The organism is Rhizobium mongolense subsp. loessense (assembly GCF_900099775.1).
GTDB lineage: Bacteria > Pseudomonadota > Alphaproteobacteria > Rhizobiales > Rhizobiaceae > Rhizobium > Rhizobium loessense.
Genome location: NZ_FMTM01000004.1, coordinates 440,089 through 456,535, shown reverse-complemented (window position 1 = coordinate 456,535; position 16,447 = coordinate 440,089). Strand labels below are relative to the sequence as shown.

Below are 16,447 nucleotides of genomic sequence, written 5' to 3'. Positions count from 1 at the left end.
CAATCGGCGGCATCAAGTCCGCTGCCGTGGCGCCGCGCGGCACACATTACTTGATCTTTCGGGCGGCCCGATGCGCTGGAAGTGTCACGACGAAGCAGGCCCCGCCACCCGACGGGGCTTCGTAACGGACTGCGCCGCCATGGCGCTCGGCGATCTGGCGCACCAGCGCCAATCCCAAGCCCCAGCCGCCCGTGGCCTCGCTTCGCCCCGAGGGCCGGTAGAACGGCTCGAAAACGCGGACGCTCTCGCTATCCGGTATGCCCAGGCCCTGGTCACGGATTTTGAGTTCCACCGCATTGTCTACCTGCGCAACACTGGCCGTGACGGGAGGGACGCCGTGGCGCAACGCGTTCTGCATGAGATTGCGCACGAGCCTGCCGAGCAGGCGCGCATCGCCTATGACGGTCGCGGGCGTGCCAAGAACCTCGACGCCGTGGCGCGCCCCTTCTTCCGAGACCAGAGCCAAGAGGTCGATCGACTCGGACGCATCGAGCTTTTCGACATGGTCGAGCCTGCTCGCCAGTAGAATCTCCTCGACGAGCGTGTCCAGTTCGGCGAGGTTGCGCACGATCTCCTCCTTGCGGTTCTCGTCCGGCGCCTGCTCATAAAGATCGATCGCCATGCGAAGGCGCGCAAGCGGCGAGCGCAATTCGTGGCTGGCATTGGCGAGCAGAGCGCGGTTTGACTTGATCAATCGCTCGACATGATCGGCGGCCTTGTTGAAGCTCTTCGCAACCGCTGCGACCTCATCGCTGCCGTCGGCTGGTACACGCGCCACGAAGTCGCCCCTCCCCCATGCATCCACGCCCCTGCGTAACCGCTCCAATCGGCTGGTCAGGTGGCGCACCACCGGATAGGCGGCAAGCCCAATGACACCGGCGATCAACGCCAGATAGGTTAGCGGATTGCGCCCGGACGGACGCAAGGGCCGCGCCATGCGCGCTGCCACCGCGCGCCCGTCGGGCAACTCCGTCACCATGGTGTGAAAGCTGCCTCTGCCGTGGCGCCAGCGCCCCTCGAAAACGTCGAGCGGAAGCGGCTGGCCGGCGCTCGCGATCAGCCTACCGCGCGGGTCGTAGACTGCAATGTCGGCGTCGAATGCGCGTGAAAACCGCTCCAGCGTCGCTTGGATCGACTGCAGGTCCATGTCGGGCGGAATCAGTGCGGCGACGAAGCGTGCGCGTTGGCTCTGCCAGCTGGACTCCTCCTCTCCCTGCCCCAGCCACACGAAGGCCGCACTGGCGAGCGCGACCGCTGCAAGGCTTGCCAGCAGCGTCAGGTAGATTTTTAGGAACAGCCGGCTGCGCATCGCTATCTCTCTTCGTCCTGGAAACGGGCGAAGACATAGCCGGCGCCGCGCACGGTGATGATGCGCCTCGGATGCTTGGGATCGCTTTCGATGGCCGCCCTGATGCGTGATATATGGACGTCGATGGAGCGGTCGAACGCATCCAACTCCTCGCCCTTGACCGTGTCCATCAACCGTTCACGCGACAACGTGCGGCCTGCATTTTCGGCAAGTGCCACAAGCAGGTCGAACTGGTAGCTTGTCAGGACACATTCATTACCGTCGATCCTGACCGAGCGGGATCCCGGATCGATCTCCAGCCGTCCGAAGCGCAGCAAGCGCGAAACCGCTGCGCTCCCGTTGCGGCGGCGCAGGATCGCCTTCAGACGCGCCAGCAATTCGCGCGGATTGAAAGGCTTGGGCAGATAGTCGTCGGCCCCAAGCTCCAGCCCGACGATACGGTCTGTCTCTTCACCTTTGGCCGTGAGCATCAAGATCGGCACGTCCGATACCGCGCGCATGCGCCGGCAGGTCTCGAAGCCGTCAAGGTCCGGCAGCATGACATCGAGGATCACGACATCCGCCATCCCGCGGCCAAGGTCGGCAAGGCCCGCCGCGGCCGTCGCCGCGGCGTGGACGGTGTAACCGTTGCCGGAGAGATAGTCAGCGAGCATGGCGGAGAGGCGCGTATCGTCGTCAACAATCAAGACCCGTTGCGCCATTGCTTTCCCTCCGTTCAGTCGCGCGGCCCACTCAGCCTTACCACCGGCCGCGACCCCTGCGCTCTTTCAAATGCTCGACGAGCTTAACGCGCTGCTCCGGCGTCAAAACTGCGGCGGCGTCGAGCAGAGCAGTCGTCATCTTGCGCGAGGCCGCGTCGATGGCCGCGACGCGCTCACTGCGTAGCTTCTCGGCGGCGGCCCGGTCTATAGAAGGAGCACCGAGGAGTTCGATAACCTGCTCACGCGTCTCGCGGAAGTCCCGGAAAGTCGGCCCGATCTCATCGCGCGCCTCCTCGATGATCGCCCAGATCTTGTCTTCCTGCTCGGATGTCACATCGATTTCGTCAAGCACGGAGCCGATTCGGTGTTCCATAAAGCCGCCACCTCCCATATGTGCGTGCATCATGTGACCGCCCATGCCGAAGCCGAAGACATCGCTCCGCGCGGCTGCAAGTCCGGCCGCGCCGACCACAGCGACGGCTACCGCGCCGCCAATCGCTGCGCGCCGCCCCCATCCTTTCGAGGCTGGTTCGCCGAAAGTCGGGCTCGCCAAATTCTTGTCCTCGTTTTCCATCGTTAGTCTCCTTTCACTCCGCAGCACCTGCTGCAATGAAGGAACGCTAACAGGGCAACGTTTCGAGTGTTCTGGGCAAATGTAAAGGAATGTAAAGCGGAGTGCGCCGTCGCGGACAGGCTTTGCCGCAACGATGGATTACGTTGGCCGTCATGCCACTCGGTAAAAAATTCCTGCGCCCAAACAGACAGTTACAGCGTCAAAACGTTAAAGTATGCCGAAGTGTATTTTCGAGAAAGAAACATTAGACTAAAGTCATACGCGCTGGGGTCAACAGCAGGTAAAAGTACTATTTTTGGGAGGAAATAGAATGTCACACAAAGTGGCCTTGAAGAAACGCGTGCTGTCTTCAAACGATCTAGATATGCTGGACGGTTTGCTCAAGGAATGGTGCGACAGTCGCCACTACGACATTTTGAACTTGGAGGCCCAAGAGGCTGCAAGGGAGTTGGTAATGTGGTTTGAGTTCGGCGTCGATAAACCCCATCAACTTCGGGAGTTGCTTGCGACGCGTTAGTCGAGATGCCCGTCTGGCATTAAGCGCCAGATGGGCACATCACTCCGGCGCACGGCGTAATTCCGGTTTCCACCCCGCAGATACTGACTGAATCCCTCATCGCCGGATCCGTGAGCCATCGGCCTGTCAATGAGCCAGCAGGCGTATTCCATGCTGCTCGCCCATTGAGCGGAGGAGTTTGCGGCAGCTCACGGTTCAAACAAACGTTCGGCTTCATCGAGCCGCACGATCCTGCACGATAGGCGGCCGAGATCGTCCTCTTCGGGGACCTGCGCGTCCTCTGCGGCATTAGAAGCAGGTTGGTCGCAATTTGTTTCAAGGGAGGCCGAGACGTCAGGAAAGAAGAAGAGCATCCGCTCCAGCACCGCTCCCGTTCGGCTACATCGCCCTCGCCCGAAGCGAGGGGCACGATTCCGCGTGTTCGAAAAAGCCAATCGCCAAGCCATGCAGATTGCCTGGCTCGTCGTTATCGCTTTTGTTGCCGCCGTCGCACTGCATGCCTTGTTGACATGATCAACATTGATTGCACATGCCATCGGGCTGTTATGCTGGCTGGTAACACGTCCATCCCGGATCAAAGAAATGCCCCGATACAGGTGGTTGCGGTGGATAGCGTCTCGCGCAAGTGCCACGGCTACTGACCTGTTCTTCCCAGATAACTGATTGAGATCGGAATATTTTCTCGGATCAGTCGAGGCAAGAAGCGTGGCCCAATTCTCCATTCCGACGGTTCGAGTCTCGTTGTACAAAAGACGGTCAGACTCCTCCAACTGGCGATTTTATGGCAGTATTAGCGATGCCTTAAATGAAAGGGAGGAAACACTCGTGTCTCTGATAACAAAACTGCCAGCAGGCCAAACTGTCCTTGAGTTCGAGGGGCACAAGTTCTGGGTCGATATTAAGGAGAAACCGAAATTTGAAATGAGAGTTGGAATGGTGCCAGAAGGCGACGATCCAGAACTGGTGGTGAAACTCATGGCCGCTTTGGAGGAAGGGAGTAAATGGAGAAAGAATAAAGACGGATCTTGGAAGTGCGTCGATGAGAGTGGGTCGGCAACTGACGGCATACACAGGACGAAGCACTGAAAAAGGCAACCGCGCGTTTTGGCGAGACGGGCATCGAATTTACGTCCTCGGCCAGAAGGTCAGCAGCATCAGGGTGATGATGGCGGCGAATTATTGGCATTTTCTATTGCATCAGAACCACTGCACGGCGCCCGTTCCTTCGATTGACGCCGAAGGACGCGCCCGTTGTGATCCAAAGATACGCTTTCCTTGGCGAAACGTCGCGAGGCATTCGAATGTCGCCTATTCGTAGCATTCTCTCCCGGGGGCAGCAGGTTTAACCGACCTCCAATGGTCCCGGTGGCTGGGGCAGATTGAAGTCCGTGTCGCGGTCGGCCAACCCGGGAATGTCAGACAAGTCGAAGAGATGCTGCGCGATCAGGCGCGCGACCGCCCTTTCCTTCCGGGCCGTTGCGTGGGCGCGCCACCATGAAGTGTGCGAAAATCCATGAATGCGGAACTTCCGGACTTTCTTCTCATTTGATCGAGATGAACATCGGAGAACGAAATTCCCTGCCATGCGACCAGCAGCAGGAGATAGCTTCGTGGTTTCGGTCACTGGAGCCTGTCCAACCAAAGGACATGATCGGACTTTGGAAAGGCGTCGGCCTTCCGTCGGGTCATCCGCTGGACGGCGTCCTCGAGAACTTGCACTGGTTCGGAAAGCGCTTCCATAACGACATGCGGGCGGACGCTTTGCTCTTCGAACGCCACCCCGCACGTCTTGTGGCGATTGATCCCTCCTATATCCCCATCAGGCTCGCGATCAAGGCGGCACCACTGGGACGAACGGCTGTTGCTCGGAAGCTGTTTTTGCATCTTCAGCAGGCTTTGCGCGCAAAAGGTACGACAGCTTCGATAACGCTCCGAACATTCGAACAAGTCGAAAGCGCGGCAATGATCTACGACAAGCAGCCCATCGTGGACCACTTTCGGCTTGTAAGTCATGACGAACTGGTCGGGATGATGTGCGTGCGCGACGACCCGTGCCGGTATTTCTTCAGGCTTCGGAAAGTGACGGAGGCAGGCATGTAGCGCACGGCTTGGACTGCATCGTCCGGAACATTGTCGGGCTCGGACCGTTCGCAGGGAAGAGCAGCAATCGGAGGATCACATGAGCAATCTTTACAACGACAGCGCATCCGCGGTCTCGGGCGAACCGGCAAAAAGCATCCTGACTGCGTTCTTTGACTCTCGAAGCGAAGCGGAGGATGCCGTCGAGCGCCTCAAAGAGGCGGGCATCCCCGACGTCCGGTTGATGCCGGGATACGAAGCCGATGCCGAAAAGGCTAATGTCGACAGCGACGATCGCGGAGGTTTCTGGCCTCAACTCGAAGACTGGCTCCTTCCAGACGACGATCGTGCCGTCTATGCCGAAGGACTTCGACGCGGTGGCTTCCTGGTGTCCGCTTCGGTGGACGAGGCCACCTACGACACGGCCCACGACATACTCGACGATGAAGGAGCAATCGACATGGACGAGCGCGCCGACCTTTGGCGCAGCGAAGGCTGGAACGTCCTGAAGCAGAACGAGACATATCGCGAGGCGAGATATGATCAAAACCGTCTCGGAGAAGCGGACCGCGACCAGCAGGTCTCCGCCTCTCGCGACGATGTGTTCGAAGCCGACGCGGCGGAGTCTGCTACGGGCGCAGGTCACTACATGAGAAGCGGCGGATCTACGCCTTCGCGCGTGCGTGCCTATGAGCTCGATCAGGAAGTTCCCATGGACGAACATCTGCGCGACGACATCCTTCCGACCGGTCATCAGCGGACGGTCGCCGAGGGACAGGATCCTGACGACCGCGAACGTCGCCAGAGCCAGGAGATGGACGGCCTTCGTCAGGAGCAAAGCTTCCCACGCAGCCGGTAGGCGCGGACGAGATCGACGCTGGTCGGCGCAGGTCGGTGCCGTCGAAGACGAAAGGGGCCGGACGATTGGATGCCGTCCCTCCTTGATTTTATGAGCCGGTCACTGGCGTTCATATGGAACGCCAGAATATCGGCATTAGGTGTCGAGGGCTAAGGTATCGCGGCCCCATGGGCAGCGGTGGAATGCTTCAGCCACTGCCGAGACCTCGACACCCTTAAGGCATTGGTCACTATGCAGCTCGTTGAGGAATGCGGAGCGTATTCGTGACGGCCGACATTGACGACACCCTCATTCTTCCAGGGAGAACCCAAATGAAGAGCAAGGAACTTGCCGAAAGTGATCCGTGGCGCGAGCGCAACTTCGTGCTGGTCCTGGACGACGGCGAAGAGGCGTTCGAAGCAATCACGCGCTTCGCCGAGGAGCAAAAGGTCGGCGGCGCGTCGCTAACCGCCATCGGGGCCTTCCGTAGCGCCACGCTCGGCTTCTTCGAGTTCGCGACGAAAAACTACAAGGAGATTCCGGTTGAGGAACAGACCGAGGTCCTAAGCGCCCTTGGAGACATTGCTATCGGTGACGACGGCAAGGCCAGCCTCCACATGCATGTGGTCCTCGGCCTGTCAGACGGAGCCACCCGGGGCGGCCATTTTATCAAGGGCACCGTTCATCCTACCCTTGAGATCATCATCCGCGAAAGCGCCGTCGGCTTCCGCCGCAGAAAGCGCGAAGACCTCGGTATCGCGCTGATCGATCTGTAGACGTTGTCTGGAGCAGGCGGTCACGAGAAAGGGCTTTTTCATTGGTCTTTTCCCTGGAGGTTTATGGCGATTGCTTCATCGTCCCGCCAGTCGCTTGATCTGCGTGATCTGCAGCGCTCGGGCATGATCCCTTGGCACGCAGCTGATGGCCTGGGCTCGCCTTTGACCGAGCCCTTGTCGCAAACATGTTTCGTGAAAATGTTTTGCCCCGCTTCGGCGGGCTTATTGTCGAGTCTGAACCATTAACGCTGAGCTTGCCACGACCTGGCTTCACCTCTCGAACCAAAGCGAACCCTCACTGTTAGCCCGCCATAAGGCTGGGCGTGGCAACACGGGGCAACAAATTTACGTCCAGCGCGACCAATGATGGTGCCCCCCAACAGCGCAGCGGCAGACTACCCAGCTACCACAAATGAACTCAATCAGACCAAAGTCTTGAGTGCTTCGGGCCAATGGTCTGACGGAGGGAACTGCTGGGTTGTGATGTCGTTTGCTCCCCTGTGAGGCTGCCAAGACAGCCCCGGAAATGGAGAAGAAAATGTTCAGCAAGATTCTCGTCTCTACCACTGCGATCGCCCTGATGTCGGGTGCTGCCTTTGCAGGATCCTCGACGGTTAACGGCGCGGTTGGCGGTGCAGCCACAGGCGCAATCGTCGGCGGTCCGGCCGGTGCCGCAATCGGGGGCGCAGCAGGTGCGGTCGTCGGAACTCTACTCGATCCGCCGCCGCCTAGGGTCGTGACCTATGTACGCGAAGCACCTCCTCCGTCAGGCACCGTCGTCATAAAGGAGAAGGTGGTCGTCGGGCAGCCTCTGCCTGAGGCCGTCGTAGTCACGCCGGTACCCGATGACCCGACATACGCCTACGCTGTGGTCAACGAACAGCGTGTGATCGTCGAGCCTTCCTCACGCAAGGTCATCCAGATCGTCAACTGACGACAAAGTTGGGATCCGGCATGCCGGGTCCCAACCTGCAAACTCAAATCAAATCGACACCGCAAGGACGTCGTGCTGCGACGCCCTCTGGCGCAGCACGTCCTCGGCCAGGGAGTTAAAGCTATGAATTGCAAGATCCTACCTGTCCTGATCGCCTCGCTCGCGCTCGGCGCGTCGCCAGTTGGTCTACTTTCCGCAGCCGCGCAGGATGCAACTCCGATATTGCCCAAGAAGGGCACGACGCAAGGCGAGCAGCCGCAATCCGGCACTTCGCAGCAGCCGTCAGGCGCAGAAACGCCAAGCAACGGCTCGGGTCAAGAAGCCCCGTCAGCAGGAACGGGCGACGCTACAACCGTCAAACCCGACAGTGGAGAAGCCGGAACATCCGGCTCATCTTCGCAAGGTACTGATCAGCCTACCACTCAACAGCAAGACACAACCAAACCTGCCGACGGATCCACTTCGCAGCAGGCGCCTGCATCCGGCAGCGAGAGCGGAAAGAGCTCCACGAAGAGCTCCGGAGAAACAACTTCGCCTGATGGGAAAGCCACATCCGATAAGCCGTCTGACGCCACAGGATCGGGCGACACTGGCACGACGGGTGGAAGCACATCGACGGGAACGTCCGATCAATCCACTTCCACTAAGACTGAGACCGATGTCAACATCTCTATCGAACAGAAGACTGAAATTCAGCAGGTCGTGAAGGAAGTCAATGTCGAGCCGGTTCGCGAAGTCGACTTCACGGTTGAGGTTGGCACAGCCATTCCAAAGACGATCCGACTCGAACCGCTGCCGCCGCGGATCGTCAAGATCGTCCCGCAATATGAAGGCTATCGCTTCTTCATCCTGGCAGATGGCAGGATCATCATCGTCGAACCTTCGACGTTCAAGATCGTCTACATCATTGTCTGAATGGCCGCAACTGCCCCCGGCGGCAAGACCCGCCGGGGGCAAGAGAAGACCATCTTATGCAACGAAGCAAAGGCTAGTGATATGGGATTTCCACTCGCGGTGATCGCAGCGGCCATCGCAGCTATCGTTCTTGCACTGATGGTGCTCGGTGATCCGGCAGACAAGACCCCGAGCCGTGTCTTTGTGCAACAGGTTCTGCATCATCAAGTGGCGCGCTCTCCGTGAGGCTCAGGCGCTTGGACGCCTCAGCTTGTGCTGCTCGCAGGGGCCATCGAGAACTTATACGCGAGGTCGGCCAGAGTCTTAAAACGGGACCGCGTCGCCGGATTGCCTCCACGTCCGCCAGCTCGGCTTCGGCATCAATGGCGAAAGAGGCGAACTGCCCTCAGCGGCAACATCAGGATAAAGCTGGCGCCGGAGCATCTCCAGTGCTCTGATCGAAGCTCGCGCTTCACAGCCTCGGCCTTAGTGCAGTACCGTCGGCGGCAGGCGAACGATGTTCGTAATCGTCTCGAGCAACTCAGCGAACTGGTCGAGGACCATTCCAAAGTTCCTGTCATCCATCCGCGCTATCTCGGGGATCGTGTCGTAAGTGCGTGCAACAAGGTGGTCGAGGCCCGTGCTGTTGGCAAACGGGCTGTCGGAAAAGTCGTTGCTTCGAACCGCGTGCAATTCATCCACAATCCGGCGAACAAGACGCTCGCGATCCTTGATCGAAAGGCTCAACAGTTCTTTCCGCGCATCGCGAATTTCGGTGATGATACCGTGGGACATGAGCCTCCCGATCTAAACGTGGCGGCAGCGCCTTGCGTGTAAGCGCACTGTAGCAGTTCCTTCGCGACCAGACTTCGGACCTTGGTCTGATCCCACTTCTCGACAAAGGCCCATTCCTGGCTCCAATTCATTGCTCGACCGATTACCCGCATCCTTCAGGCCGCGGTCGCCGCCCATCAAATGGTAGTCGATCGTACTGAAAGGCCCAAGCGTTACGCCAGCGCCCCTCGAGGAGACGAATTGTCGTCGAAAGCGAGGCCGAACCAGAACCAGAAAGGATGTCGCGGCCCACCTTTTCAAGGCCACATAGTCACCGCGGAATCGAAACACTATCCAATTTGCGGAAGACATATCCGCTGTGCGCAGAAAAACGATCCCACCTCCACAAAGGCAACCAGTCCTTAACCTTCGAGGATGACAGACATACTCTCGAGGCTGGCAATGTTGCTTGGAGCTTGTCGCGAATGCCGATCCCTCACTTCCGCCCGAATGAATTGGGACGGTTCCATCACCCACCCAAGGTGGCCCATCGATGCCGCGGCATTCAGTGTGAAAAGCGTCTGGGGACGATGCGGTTCCCAAAAATGGCCATGATGGCTCTTCTCACAACAGGAGCCTGTTTATATGTCCCGCATGCACCCAACCAGACCCCAGGTGGAAATATTTGTCTGGCTCTCAATCTTCTTGCTTCTCGTCTTGCTGTCCTGGCAATTCCATTGGCATGAGAGCCTGGATGCATTCGTTGAGGAGCACCATCGCTATCCACTGGACGATGTTTTCGTCGCCCTAAACATTTCCGGGTTTCTCGGGCTCATTTACTCCGTGCTGAGGATCAGGGATCTTTCGAAGGAGGTCAATCGCAGGCTACAGGCCGAAAAGAATGTGGACTGGATTGCCTACCACGATTCCCTGACCGAACTGCCTAACCGCAGATTTCTGGATTCGGTATGCGCGCAGAAGACGATTGATCGATGGGCACGACAAGCCTATGCCGTGTTCAGCATTGATCTCGACGGCTTCAAAAAGATCAATGACCTCCTCGGACATGATCACGGTGATGCCGTGCTGAAGGCGGTGGCTCAGCGGCTCTCGTCCCTCTTTCCCGGTGAGCGCGTTTTCCGCCTTGGTGGAGACGAATTCGTGATTTTGGCCCGACGCACCGGCAACCCTGATCTCGTCGCTGTGGGGAACAGCATAGTAGCCGAAATCGGCAAGCCGTTCACGATCAATGGTATCGCTATCGATCTCGGCGCCAGTGTCGGCCTCGCACTCTATCCGGACAACGGCGACGATTTAAATCAAGTCATCCGACATTCGGACTGTGCGATGTACTCCGCGAAAAGGCAGGGGCGCAATCTGGTGAAGACTTTCATTCCTTCGATGCATGACGAGCTGGCGAAACGGATTCGGGTGGAAGCGGATCTAAGAGCAGCCATCAAGAACGCCGAGATTGTTCCCTACTATCAACCTCTCGTTGATCTGAAGACGAATAAGGTTATCGGCTTTGAAGCGCTGGCACGCTGGAAGACGGCTTCCGGCGAATTCATTCCGCCGAGCGAATTCATTCCTGTCGCAGAAGAGGCCGGTCTGATCGTCGACCTGGCAGAGCAACTGCTTCGCCGCGCCTGTACGGATGCACTTTCCTGGCCAGATGATCTTGTCCTGTCATTCAACGTGTCTCCACTCCAATTGAGCGACCGGCTCTTGGGCCTGAGAATCCTCAAGATATTGGGCGATATCGGCTTTCCCGCGCACAGAATCGAACTGGAAGTGACAGAGAGTGCCATCATACAGGACGCTGTCACGGCTCGAATTGTGCTCGACGATTTGGTGAACGCGGGGGTTCGGATTGCTCTCGACGACTTTGGAACAGGCTATTCCAGCCTCTCCCAACTGTCCAACTACCAGTTCGACAAGATCAAGATCGACCGGAGTTTCGTCACATCGTTCGAAGCCAATGATAAACAGGACAAGGTGGTTAAGGCCATCATCGCACTCGGTGCGGGACTTGGGGTAACGATAACGGCCGAAGGCATCGAAGAGGAGAGCCAACTTCGGCGGCTCCAGGATCTGGGTTGTGACATCGGCCAAGGATATCTGCTTGGTAGACCTGTGCCGGTCGAGGAGCTTGCCGCAGATCACGCGAGCGCCAGCATTGTGCAGCATCGCCGTTGATATGGCGCCGGCACGGTAAGAGGAATATCCGAGGCGGTCCGGCCATATCGATTTGAGGCGATTTACGGTGCGTTCACCGGCAGACCGATCAAAAGAGACGGCGTTCGCATCGTCGAACGCTCTGTCGAACGATATCTAAAAGCTATCGAAAGCTGACAGACGACAGATCGCGTATCGTTGGCCAATACCATGCGTAAACAGATCTCAAAGACGGCCAGACATTCATTGAGGACGGCTGCTTGTTCGCGTTGACGTCGGTCGTGAGATCTTCAGCCCAAAGTACTGGCGAGTGCCAGAAAACTTTTATTGAAGTGACGGGCGGGCGTACATGGTCAACTGCTTCGATGATCGTGCCTACCAGACGAGGCCACGCGCAGCGACCTCTTCGACCCGCGAGACGACGCCGTTTCGATGAAAGACCATGGTGTCGAAAAGGTTCGAAACCACGCAGGTGTGATTGGGAATGATGAAGAGCTTCTCGCCGATCTTCGGCCGATCACCGATGCAGTTCGAAAGATCGATAACGCCGTGCTCTTCGGAAAGACTGGTTATGCGGGCTTGCGGGTAACCGACGATCGCGCCGAAATCGGCAAATCCCTGAAGATCCGAAGTCAGCGCTTTGGAACCTGCATCGATGACGGCGCGATCGGCTGTCGGCCGCGACACGACCGTCGAAAGCACATGCATGGCGCAATCGTCTTCAGTGCAATGGCCCATCCGCACCATGGAGCGATCGTTGTAGATATAGGTGCCGGCGCGGTGTTCCGTTGCAGAGGTGACGAGGTGTGCTTCAAAAAGGCTCGGCGTGCCGCCATTGCTGATGATCGGGCAAGCAATGCCCTCGGCGTGAAGAAGCGCCAGCGTCTGGGAGATGAAGGCCTCGACGTCCGAAGCCGATTGAGGTTTCGGATAGGTGACCAGCCCCCCGAACACGAGCCCCTTGGCTTCGACGATGCGCTTTGCAAGCAAAGCGGCAGCCTCCGGCTTCTGCACGCCGCAGCGTCCGCCGCCGGTATCGCATTCGGCCAGAACCGCAAGCGGCTTGCGGCCGGCGAAATGCGCCGAAAGGCCGTCAACGGTCACCGCATTGTCTGCGACGACCTTCAGGCCGGCGATATTCTCATTGAGTTTTGACAATCGTTCGAGCTTTTGCGAACCGAGAATATTGAAGGTGATAAGAATGTCTTCGAAGCCCGCTGCTGCAAAAACCTCGGCTTCTGAGATCTTCTGGCAGTTGATGCCTTTGGCCCCGGCGGCAACTTGCGCTGCGGCAAGCGCCGGGATCTTGTGCGTCTTGATATGCGGACGGAAACGCAGGCCATGTGCATCCATGTAGGCTTGCACCCGGCTGATGTTTGCCGCCATCCGGTCTTCATCGACGATCGGTCGCGGCGTGGAAAGATCTGCAATCCTGTTGCCTACTTCGGCGACAACGGCAAACCGGTTTTCCTGCACTATGCGGCTCCAGGTTCATTTCCATGAGGATCGGCGACCATCGGCCAGATATTTCTCGGTGCGCGGCGATAGGGCGTCTTGGCCGGATTGTTCGGATAGGGCGTCCCCGCAGAACAATAGAGGATCTCGGCGGCGATCTTCGAAAACGACGCGAAGAAGTGGTTCGTAGATTTGATGACCAGGATCTTCTTCTTGGCCGGATCAATGCCCATGACGGTAAAGAGGCTGGCATCGAAGCTCTGGGCACGCGTTGAGTTCAAGATGATGTCGATGCCGTTGAGAACCACATGAGCGGCATCGCCGAAGGGTGCCAGGCTCTCACCGAACTGCATCTCGGCATCTCTCACAAGCTTGACGACCGTCACGGTACCATCGATCGGATTTCCGGTGCCGGGCGCCGATTTCGCGCCGAAGCGAAGCGGAATCTCAGCGCCCTCCCCTGCCGCAAAACAGATTTGCACCGCCATCGGGTCCCAGATTGTGCCGATCGCCGCATCCGCCGCCCCATGGCTCAGCAGTTCTTCGAGGATGACCGTGGCATCACCTGCAGTACCGCCGCCCGGATTGTCCCAAACATCAGCGATGACAACCGGCCAGGCGGTGGCGGCCACAGCACGCGCGACCGCCTCCTTCTCGTTTATCTGAGGTGCCATGAAGGTTCCGCGCTTGGAGAACAGCTCAAGCCCCAGGTCGCGGGCAAGCGCTGCCCCCTTTTCCGGCTTGCCATCCGTCACCACGAGTATTTTCGTTCCCATTTCGGGAACGTCGCCGACCATGAAGCCGTGGATCACGGAGATCGACAAGACATCCGGGTCGTCCCTTTCGATCTTAATGATCTTGTCGACGAAGGAGCGCATGGGTTCGCGCGACGTGGGGAAAACGTCGATCATGCGGCAATCGAAGACGGAAACGGCAGGCTTTACCCTGCCTTCAAGCGTATCGACAGCGATGCGCCACAGATCTTCGGCGCGGTCGACGAAATCCGTGTGCGGGAATTCCTTGAAGTAGACGGCGAAGTCGAGGGCCGCCACGCGCTTGGCGGTCAGATGGCTGTGCGGGTCGAGTTCGGCGCAGACGAGAATATCGGGTCCCACGATCTCGCGGATGCGCGCAAGGATGTCGCCTTCGGTATCTTCGTAGCCCGCCGCCACCATGGCTCCGTGCAGCCCGAGGACCACCGCGTCAACCGGCATTGCGGCGCTAAGCTGAGCCAGTATCTCGTCGCGCAAATCTTCATAGGTGGAACGGTTGACGAGCCCGGCCGGATCCGCCCAGGTTGCCGTTCCCTCAATCAGCTCCCAGCCCTTTGCTGCAGTGACCCGCCTGCCGACGGTGATCGGCGCGGTGCAAAGCGTCGGCGTTTCAGGATGCTGTCCCGGCGGTGCGTAAAGCGAAGCCTCGAAAGCCCGCCGGTCGACGCAAATCGGCGAGAAGGTGTTGGTCTCGGTCGCCAGAGCTGCCGTAAAAATGCGCAAATGATTGGCCTTTTATGTTGTCGGCACCGCTTCAACCCATCGGATTCGGCAGATAGCCGGTGAACCCGCAGATCTTCCAGCGCCCCTCGTGAAGCCGGCAGTAATAGAGCGTCTGCCACTGCATGACATCGCGGCTGCCGTCGGTCTTGGTGATACCGCCATCGAATTTCTTGCGCACCAGGGCCGTGTCGCCTTCGATCTCGATATCTTCCAGCGTGGTCGTCGAAAAAATCGCGGTGCGTGCGTCCTCTGCCAGGCGTTCTTTGGCAAATTCCTTGGCCTGCCGCAGCCATTCGTCGCGATAGGCGGCAAGTGTCGGAAAGGCAAGACGCCATTTGTCCGGGCTCACCTGCTTGCGACCATCGATCCCGATGAAACCATCTTCCACGAAGTCGTTTTCGACCATGGACCAATCGGCAGCCAGAAACGCGTCGATATCGCGCGGAACGAGCATCTCCCAGATGGAATACCGGGCTGTGTCGGACGAAGGGAAGGGATTCTTGAAAGGATCGCGCATGTTCGCCCTTTATTTAAATTCTTTTCATAAATTGCGTTTTTCGCTAGCCAAATTCTGCTTTCTATGGTCACTTGTCAACTTATCAAGAAAATAATTTGCAAGGATCCGGAATGTCCATCAAGCGCTATGGCACTGTTCAAACCGGCGCCGGCGGCAAGTCTCTGCCGTTTGCGCGCGCCGCCGAAGCCGATGGCTGGCTTTATGTTTCCGGTCAGGTTGCAATGGAAAGCGGCGAGATCGTCGAGGGCAACATCATCGCCCAGACGCATAAGACAATTGCCAATGTGCTGGCGATCCTAAAGGAGGCCGGCTACGGCGTCGAGGATGTAGTGCGCGTCGGCGTCTGGCTCGACGACCCGCGCGATTTCTGGACGTTCAACAAGATCTATCAGGAATATTTCGGCGAGCATCCCCCGGCACGCGCCTGCGTGCAATCTTCAATGATGGTGGATTGCAAGGTGGAGATCGACTGCGTCGCCTATAAGAAAAAAGACCAGTAGGGGCGCCATCACCGGGAGGATCGGTTGGATATCTTTTCCACATTGCAGGAAGACAAGGGCCGCCTTTCTCCATCGGAGAACCGGATTGCCGAAATCATCGTCAACGATTTCGAATTTGCCGTGAACGCCTCCATCATCGAGCTGGCGGAGAAGGCCGAGGTCTCGCCGCCGACCGTCACGCGCTTCTGTCGCCGTCTCGGCTGCGAAAGCTTCTCTGACTTCAAGGTTCAACTCGCCCGCACGGCGCATATCGGCGTCCGCTACCTGAAGCCCGAGTCCAAGAGCAGCGATCCCGCCGACGTTGCCCAGGACATCATCACCAAGGCCCAGAACGCGCTGTTCCTCCTGCACCGTTCGCTTGACATCGCCGCAATCGGACGCGCCGCCGACCGGATCGCCAAGGCGGACATGATCTATGCCTTCGGTTCGGGTGGCAACTCCTCGATGATCGCCGACGAATTCCAGAACCGCCTCTTCCGCCTAGGGCTGCGCATCACGGCAAGTTCGGACCACAGCATGCAGCTGATGATGGCGGCGGCAGCGCGCGCGGGCGATGTGCTGATCGGCTCGTCCTTTTCGGGGCGCAATGCCGAGCTCGTTCGTGCTTTCGGGCTGGCGCGCGAAGCCAAAGTCACGACGATTGCACTGACACAGAGCGGAAGCCCGGTGGCAGCGGCGGCGGAGATCGTCGTGCCGATCGATCTGCCGGAAGGAAACAATATATTCCGCCCCACCTCGACCCGCATCGCCTATATCGCAACCGTCGACATCATCGCGAGCCTTGTCGCCTATGCCATCCAGCCGAAGGCGGCGGTAACGCTGAGGCGTATCAAGCAACAATTGGTCGCCCACCGCGACGGCGACGACCGTCAGCTCCTCGGAGACTGAGGACGTGCAAAAGGAAGGAT

Annotated in this window: 19 protein-coding genes; 11 read left to right on the top strand and 8 right to left on the bottom strand. The window is 58.6% G+C overall.

The genetic code is table 11. The features are described 5' to 3' along the window. Nucleotides 1-46: 46 nt before the first annotated feature. The 3 genes from BLP23_RS17225 to BLP23_RS17215 are packed head-to-tail and all read right to left on the bottom strand — an operon-like array spanning nt 47 to nt 2,584. A complete protein-coding gene (locus BLP23_RS17225) occupies nt 47-1,309 on the bottom strand; it encodes a sensor histidine kinase (protein WP_092586070.1) in 1,263 nt (420 codons plus the stop codon). Nucleotides 1,310-1,311: 2 nt separating this feature from the next. Further along, nucleotides 1,312-2,010 carry a response regulator gene (locus tag BLP23_RS17220; RefSeq protein WP_092586069.1) on the bottom strand — a complete coding sequence of 233 codons (699 nt, stop codon included), beginning with the start codon at nt 2,008-2,010 and terminating at the stop codon, nt 1,312-1,314. A 37-nt stretch (nt 2,011-2,047) separates the two neighbouring features. Next, nucleotides 2,048-2,584, bottom strand: coding sequence for a Spy/CpxP family protein refolding chaperone (locus BLP23_RS17215; RefSeq protein ID WP_092586067.1), 537 nt, complete (start codon nt 2,582-2,584; stop codon nt 2,048-2,050). Between the two features lie 310 nt (nt 2,585-2,894). On the opposite strand from BLP23_RS17215, the gene BLP23_RS17210 reads away from it, so the two are divergent. After that, the gene (locus BLP23_RS17210; protein WP_051154531.1) at nt 2,895-3,101 is read left to right on the top strand and encodes a hypothetical protein; all 207 of its coding nucleotides are present in this window, start codon (nt 2,895-2,897) and stop codon (nt 3,099-3,101) included. Between the two features lie 188 nt (nt 3,102-3,289). Here BLP23_RS17210 and BLP23_RS33210 read toward each other — a convergent pair whose 3' ends face one another. Then, nucleotides 3,290-3,823, bottom strand: coding sequence for a hypothetical protein (locus BLP23_RS33210; protein ID WP_139187076.1), 534 nt, complete (start codon nt 3,821-3,823; stop codon nt 3,290-3,292). Between the two features lie 103 nt (nt 3,824-3,926). Between BLP23_RS33210 and BLP23_RS17205 the strand changes: the two genes are divergently transcribed. The 7 genes from BLP23_RS17205 to BLP23_RS33730 all read left to right on the top strand — a co-directional run bounded on the left by BLP23_RS17205 (nt 3,927) and on the right by BLP23_RS33730 (nt 8,868). After that, the gene (locus BLP23_RS17205; RefSeq protein WP_092586065.1) at nt 3,927-4,187 is read left to right on the top strand and encodes a hypothetical protein; all 261 of its coding nucleotides are present in this window, start codon (nt 3,927-3,929) and stop codon (nt 4,185-4,187) included. Between the two features lie 468 nt (nt 4,188-4,655). Then, entirely contained in the window at nt 4,656-5,201 is a 546-nt protein-coding gene (locus BLP23_RS17200) for a GXWXG domain-containing protein (RefSeq protein ID WP_092586136.1), read from the top strand. A 79-nt stretch (nt 5,202-5,280) separates the two neighbouring features. Continuing rightward, nucleotides 5,281-6,039, top strand: coding sequence for a hypothetical protein (locus tag BLP23_RS17195; protein ID WP_092586063.1), 759 nt, complete (start codon nt 5,281-5,283; stop codon nt 6,037-6,039). A 311-nt stretch (nt 6,040-6,350) separates the two neighbouring features. Next, nucleotides 6,351-6,794 carry a PPC domain-containing DNA-binding protein gene (locus BLP23_RS17190; protein ID WP_092586061.1) on the top strand — a complete coding sequence of 148 codons (444 nt, stop codon included), beginning with the start codon at nt 6,351-6,353 and terminating at the stop codon, nt 6,792-6,794. A gap of 538 nt (nt 6,795-7,332) precedes the next feature. After that, nucleotides 7,333-7,728, top strand: a complete 396-nt coding sequence (locus BLP23_RS17185; RefSeq protein WP_092586059.1) for a DUF1236 domain-containing protein — start codon at nt 7,333-7,335, stop codon at nt 7,726-7,728. A gap of 123 nt (nt 7,729-7,851) precedes the next feature. Further along, nucleotides 7,852-8,643 carry a DUF1236 domain-containing protein gene (locus BLP23_RS17180; protein WP_092586057.1) on the top strand — a complete coding sequence of 264 codons (792 nt, stop codon included), beginning with the start codon at nt 7,852-7,854 and terminating at the stop codon, nt 8,641-8,643. An 81-nt stretch (nt 8,644-8,724) separates the two neighbouring features. After that, the gene (locus tag BLP23_RS33730) at nt 8,725-8,868 is read left to right on the top strand and encodes a hypothetical protein (RefSeq protein WP_167363914.1); all 144 of its coding nucleotides are present in this window, start codon (nt 8,725-8,727) and stop codon (nt 8,866-8,868) included. Nucleotides 8,869-9,108: 240 nt separating this feature from the next. Here the strand turns inward: BLP23_RS33730 and BLP23_RS17170 are convergent, their stop codons facing one another. Then, a complete protein-coding gene (locus BLP23_RS17170; RefSeq protein WP_092586053.1) occupies nt 9,109-9,417 on the bottom strand; it encodes a hypothetical protein in 309 nt (102 codons plus the stop codon). A gap of 624 nt (nt 9,418-10,041) precedes the next feature. Here BLP23_RS17170 and BLP23_RS17165 point away from each other — a divergent pair. Beyond that, the gene (locus tag BLP23_RS17165; RefSeq protein WP_092586051.1) at nt 10,042-11,592 is read left to right on the top strand and encodes a putative bifunctional diguanylate cyclase/phosphodiesterase; all 1,551 of its coding nucleotides are present in this window, start codon (nt 10,042-10,044) and stop codon (nt 11,590-11,592) included. 354 nt (nt 11,593-11,946) lie between these two features. On the opposite strand, the gene BLP23_RS17160 is transcribed toward BLP23_RS17165, so the two are convergent. Genes BLP23_RS17160 through BLP23_RS17150 form a run of 3 tightly spaced genes read right to left on the bottom strand, consistent with a single transcriptional unit; the run spans nt 11,947 to nt 15,039 of the window. Beyond that, nucleotides 11,947-13,047, bottom strand: a complete 1,101-nt coding sequence (locus tag BLP23_RS17160; RefSeq protein WP_092586049.1) for a D-TA family PLP-dependent enzyme — start codon at nt 13,045-13,047, stop codon at nt 11,947-11,949. Beyond that, complete coding sequence (locus BLP23_RS17155; protein WP_092586047.1) at nt 13,047-14,522, bottom strand: M81 family metallopeptidase; 1,476 nt, start codon at nt 14,520-14,522, stop codon at nt 13,047-13,049. The genes BLP23_RS17160 and BLP23_RS17155 overlap by 1 nt, the downstream gene beginning before the upstream one ends. 31 nt (nt 14,523-14,553) lie before the next feature. Next, nucleotides 14,554-15,039 (bottom strand): hypothetical protein, encoded by a 486-nt coding sequence (locus BLP23_RS17150; protein ID WP_092586045.1) that lies wholly within the window; start codon nt 15,037-15,039, stop codon nt 14,554-14,556. Between the two features lie 110 nt (nt 15,040-15,149). Between BLP23_RS17150 and BLP23_RS17145 the strand changes: the two genes are divergently transcribed. After that, complete coding sequence (locus BLP23_RS17145) at nt 15,150-15,539, top strand: RidA family protein (RefSeq protein ID WP_092586044.1); 390 nt, start codon at nt 15,150-15,152, stop codon at nt 15,537-15,539. 24 nt (nt 15,540-15,563) lie between these two features. After that, nucleotides 15,564-16,427 carry a MurR/RpiR family transcriptional regulator gene (locus tag BLP23_RS17140; protein ID WP_092586042.1) on the top strand — a complete coding sequence of 288 codons (864 nt, stop codon included), beginning with the start codon at nt 15,564-15,566 and terminating at the stop codon, nt 16,425-16,427. Nucleotides 16,428-16,447: the final 20 nt, after the last annotated feature.